The organism is Sphingomonas sp. Ant20, assembly GCF_000783375.1.
GTDB lineage: Bacteria > Pseudomonadota > Alphaproteobacteria > Sphingomonadales > Sphingomonadaceae > Sphingomonas > Sphingomonas aerolata.
The window spans coordinates 1-3,952 of the sequence record NZ_JRVI01000149.1 but is presented as its reverse complement, the minus strand read 5'-3'; the positions used below and the strand labels follow the sequence as shown (position 1 = coordinate 3,952).

The 3,952-nt window shown below is 65.1% G+C and carries 5 protein-coding genes and 1 other RNA gene; 2 read left to right on the top strand and 4 right to left on the bottom strand.

Features of this window, described 5'->3' with window-relative positions; translation table 11 throughout:
- Both NI18_RS15830 and NI18_RS15825 read right to left on the bottom strand, forming a co-directional pair.
- The coding region (locus tag NI18_RS15830; protein WP_037531302.1) for a TPM domain-containing protein at positions 1-709 on the bottom strand (709 nt) is incomplete at its 3' end.
- Between the two features lie 16 nt (positions 710-725).
- A complete protein-coding gene (locus NI18_RS15825) occupies positions 726-1,295 on the bottom strand; it encodes a LemA family protein (RefSeq protein WP_052149246.1) in 570 nt (189 codons plus the stop codon).
- 133 nt (positions 1,296-1,428) lie between these two features.
- On the opposite strand from NI18_RS15825, the gene mscL reads away from it, so the two are divergent.
- Positions 1,429-1,899, top strand: a complete 471-nt coding sequence (gene mscL / locus NI18_RS15820; protein WP_031394859.1) for a large conductance mechanosensitive channel protein MscL — start codon at positions 1,429-1,431, stop codon at positions 1,897-1,899.
- A gap of 35 nt (positions 1,900-1,934) precedes the next feature.
- Here mscL and NI18_RS15815 read toward each other — a convergent pair whose 3' ends face one another.
- Positions 1,935-2,366: an Rrf2 family transcriptional regulator gene (locus NI18_RS15815; protein WP_031394858.1), complete on the bottom strand. Its 432-nt coding sequence runs from the start codon at positions 2,364-2,366 to the stop codon at positions 1,935-1,937.
- A 60-nt stretch (positions 2,367-2,426) separates the two neighbouring features.
- On the opposite strand from NI18_RS15815, the gene ssrA reads away from it, so the two are divergent.
- Positions 2,427-2,782: a transfer-messenger RNA gene (ssrA, locus tag NI18_RS23550) on the top strand.
- Positions 2,783-2,849: 67 nt separating this feature from the next.
- Here ssrA and NI18_RS22495 read toward each other — a convergent pair.
- Entirely contained in the window at positions 2,850-3,239 is a 390-nt protein-coding gene (locus NI18_RS22495; protein ID WP_052149245.1) for a hypothetical protein, read from the bottom strand.
- Positions 3,240-3,952 lie beyond the last annotated feature (713 nt).

Here is a 3,952-nt window from a genome sequence, read left to right as displayed (position 1 = left end):
CGTTGGCGATGCTCCACAACACGATCGGCAGTGTCCCGTTGCCGCCGCCACCGCTTGAATAGCGGGTGCCACCGGCACGCCGCGAGATCATCGGAATGACGATCGCGGCGGCCACGATCCCGAAGATGATCAGCCCGATCGGCACGCCGCCACCGTTGCCGGACGGCGCGCGGCGATGCGTCTTGTCATATTCGGCCGCCGCCGCGCCGACTTTCGTGCGGGCCTCTGCGTCGGGCAAAGCGAGCTGGTCCGCGACCGCATTCGTGCCCGCGACGATCCCGCCGGTCATGTCGCCGGCCTTGAAGCGCGGCAGGATCTGCTGGTTGATCACGACGCTCGAAAACGCATCGGTCAGGACCGGTTCCAGCCCATAGCCGACCTCGATCCGCACCTTGCGGTCGTTCGGCGCGACGAGCAGGATCGCACCGTTATTGGCGTCCTTCAGCCCGACCCCCCAGTTCCGCAGCAGGCGATAGCCATAATCCTCGATCGGATAGCCCTGCAGATCGGCGATGGTCGCGACGACCAGCTGGTTGCCGGTCGCTTTTTGGAGATCGTCGAGTCGTTTCGTGAGCGCCGCTTCCTGCTCGGGCGGGATCACGTTTGCCGCGTCGACGACGAAGCCGGTAAATTTCGGGAAAGTCTGGGCGCCTGCGGTGCCGCTGCCGAGCAGCACCGCGAAGAGGAGCGCCGCGAGGACGCGGATCATGCCGCCGGCCCCGCGATCAGCTCGCGTTGCCGAAATTCACCGTCGGCGCCGTCTCGGCCCCCGGCGTGGTCGCGGCAAATGGCACCATCGGCTTTGCGCCATAGAAGATCTTCGCGCCGACCGCGTCGGGGAAGGTGCGGATCTTGGTGTTATAAGCCTGGACCGCGCCGTTATAGTCGCGCCGTGCGATCGTGATGCGGTTCTCGGTGCCTTCGAGCTGGCTCATCAGCGTGGTGTAATTGGTCTGGCTCTTGAGCTCGGGATAGGCTTCCTGCAGTCGCTGCAGCGACAACCCGACGGCACCCTGCACGCGCGAGAATTGCTCGATCTTCGCAGGGTCGGTCAGGTCGTCGCCAGAGACCTGCACCGTGCTCGCCGCGGCGCGCGCCTGCGTCACCTCGACCAGAATGCTCTTTTCCTGCGCGCCGGCCGCCTTGACCGTCGCGACGAGGTTGGGGATCAGATCGGCGCGACGCTGATAGTCGTTTTGCACATCGGCCCAGCGCGCCTTCACATTTTCCTCGGCGGTCGGGATGCTGTTGATCCCGCAGCGCCAAGCGTCGCCGCGAGCGCAACGACGGCGGATCCGCGAAGAATCTGGGCATAGGACGACATCGGGGCTCTCCTGCTGGTCTGTATCACCCCCATAGGACAGCGGACCGGCTTGGCGAAACCGAAATCGATGGCTAGCGTGCGGGGGACTGGAAAAGGGGGCGCAAATGCTCAAGGAATTCAAAGCGTTCATCATGCGCGGCAACGTGCTTGATCTGGCTATTGCGGTGATCATCGGGGCGGCGTTCAGCAAGATCGTCACCTCGCTGACCGACGACGTGCTGATGCCGGTGATCGGCAAGATTTTCGGCGGGCTCGACTTTTCGAGCTATTTCTGGCGGATGGGGCCTGTCCCCGCAAACTATGCCGGTTCGCTCAGCGACTATGCGGCGCTGAAGAAGGCGGGGGTGCCGTTGCTCGGCTATGGCGCGTTCGCGACGCAGCTCGTCAACTTCGTGATCGTCGCCTTCATCATCTTCATGATCCTGCGCGTCGTGAACCGCGCGGCGGCGCTGATCGAGCGTGAAACCGCGCGGCTTAAGCGTGAGGAAGAAGCGACTCCGGTCGCGCCCGCGCCCGAGCCGGTCGAGATCGCGCTGCTGCGGGAGATCCGCGACGAGCTCAAGGCGCGGGGTTGATCGTCCTGGCCCTCTCCCTGCGGGGGAGGGCGGGATCAGGCTGCGGCCAAATCCTCGGCGTTGGCATCCGCCAGGCTCGTGCCGTCGAGGATCCGCGCAGTCTCGTCGCGGACGCGCATCATCGCAAAGCGGATCGCGCAGTCTGCCTCGCTCTTGCAGTCGAGGCAGGGCCGATAGGCCGTGCGGCTGACGCAGGGCACCAGCGCGAGCGGGCCCTCGATGATCCGGATGATCTCGCCGAGCGAGATCAGGTGGCTGGGGCGCGACAGGCGATAGCCGCCCATCTTGCCGCGATGGCTGTGCAGCAAGCCGGACTCGCGCAGGTCCGCAAGGATCAGCTCGAGAAACTTGCGCGGGACATTGGCCTCCGCCGCGATGCGGGTCATCGGGATCGGTGGACCACCGACCGGGGCGCCGCCAAGGAAGATCATCGCGCGAAGCGCGTAGCGAGAGCGCTGCGTCAACATAATACAGATTTCTATGCACGCGGTTTGTGGCGAGCGAAAGGCCGCAAAGGGCAAAATCACGGGCTTTTAATCGGCCGACCGCCACTCTATATCACAAGCGTCGTCGGGGGAATTCTCCTCTGGTGACTATGGCGATAAACCGTGGCGTGTCATAGACACAGCGGACCCGGGGGCAGTACCCGGCGACTCCACCACCGCCCTCTTCGCAAGAGGGGGACGATGACGGGGTCGAACTAGGATCGACGTGTGTTCAACGACGCTATGTTTCGCTCGGAATGGGACCACCGCAACGGCCCATACACAAGTGCCAACGATAACGAAGCACTCGCAATTGCCGCATAACTGACGGTCTAACGACCTAAGTTATACGGACGAAAGCGCGGTTCGGGCCACACCGGGCAACAGAAGTGGAAACCGGCGGTACGGGGGGCACCGAGCAACAGAAGCTCCCCACTCAAATCCTACTCAAGCGCGTGCCCGCCGTCAGGCGGCGAGTTGGGCGACCAGCTTGTCGAGCTGCGGGCTGAACCCGACGATGCCGATCAGCAGCTGGACGAGGGTCAGCATTGCCGCGCCCCACCAATAGGCCAGGTGCACCCGCCCGCGCAGTTGCGCATCGAACAGCATCGCGGCCCCTAGATAGGCCATGGTCGCGATGAATATCGCCCAGGTCCCGGACGGACCCATGAGCGGCATCGGCAGGATGCGCCCCAGCGCCGGCGACATGATCAGGATCGTCGCGGACAGCATCAGGCGCTTGTGCCAGTCGGACCGGTGTCTCAGCTGGATCGCCCAGCCCGCCAGGATCGCAAAGCCAATGATCTGTAGGTCGAGCGCGAGAAAAAAGGCCCGGCGTGAAGAAGGGCGGGACACGGTTTAGCCGGACGGCCATGACCGTCGTCGCGACGCCCACCACGACCATGACCGGGACCAGACACGCGGTTGCGACGCCCAGTCGCCGGTGCATCGCGATCGACCCCCGGTCGACCAGCCAGTTCTGCGCAACGTAGAGGATGATCCAGCCGAAGAAGACGGCAGCGTGCAGATGGACCTGGGCGGGAAGCCCGACGATGTTCCAGTCTGTCCGCTGCAGGTCCAGCCCGAACCCCGCGAAGACGGTGACCGCGATGATCGCAGCCAGCATGAGATAGAAACGCCGCTCGGCGGTGATCGCCGACACGCTGGTCGCCAAGGTTGCCATGATGCCCCCGCATCTCTGCTGCCTTGGCCGAGAATGCGCATGCACGCTGGACCCTGCAAGCCGGTAGCAGCGTGTCCGACCGTCATTCTCGTACAAATTGCCGAGCGCGGATCCCGTGGCATCGCGCCGCCGGCTCCCGCAATCGTGATCGCCCCGAAAAAGGGGACCCCGGTTGCCCGGATCCCCTCTCGCTGGTTGCCAGTCGGCAAGATCGCTTAGTCGCGATCGCCCGTCAGGAACGCCGGAGCGAACTCGGGGGCCTTGTCGCCGTCCGAACGCTCGGCGCGGGGAGCGCGCTCGCCGCCCTGGCCACCACCGTCGCGACGCGGGCCACGGCCACCGCCGTTGCCGCCATCACGACCGCCATCACCATCACGCGGCACGG

What these genes read in the sequence shown, in the direction of transcription:
- NI18_RS15815 (WP_031394858.1), bottom strand. Translation starts at nt 2,366, where the DNA reads ATGTTGACGCAGCGCTCTCGCTACGCGCTTCGCGCGATGATCTTCCTT.
- mscL (WP_031394859.1), top strand. Translation starts at nt 1,429, where the DNA reads ATGCTCAAGGAATTCAAAGCGTTCATCATGCGCGGCAACGTGCTTGAT.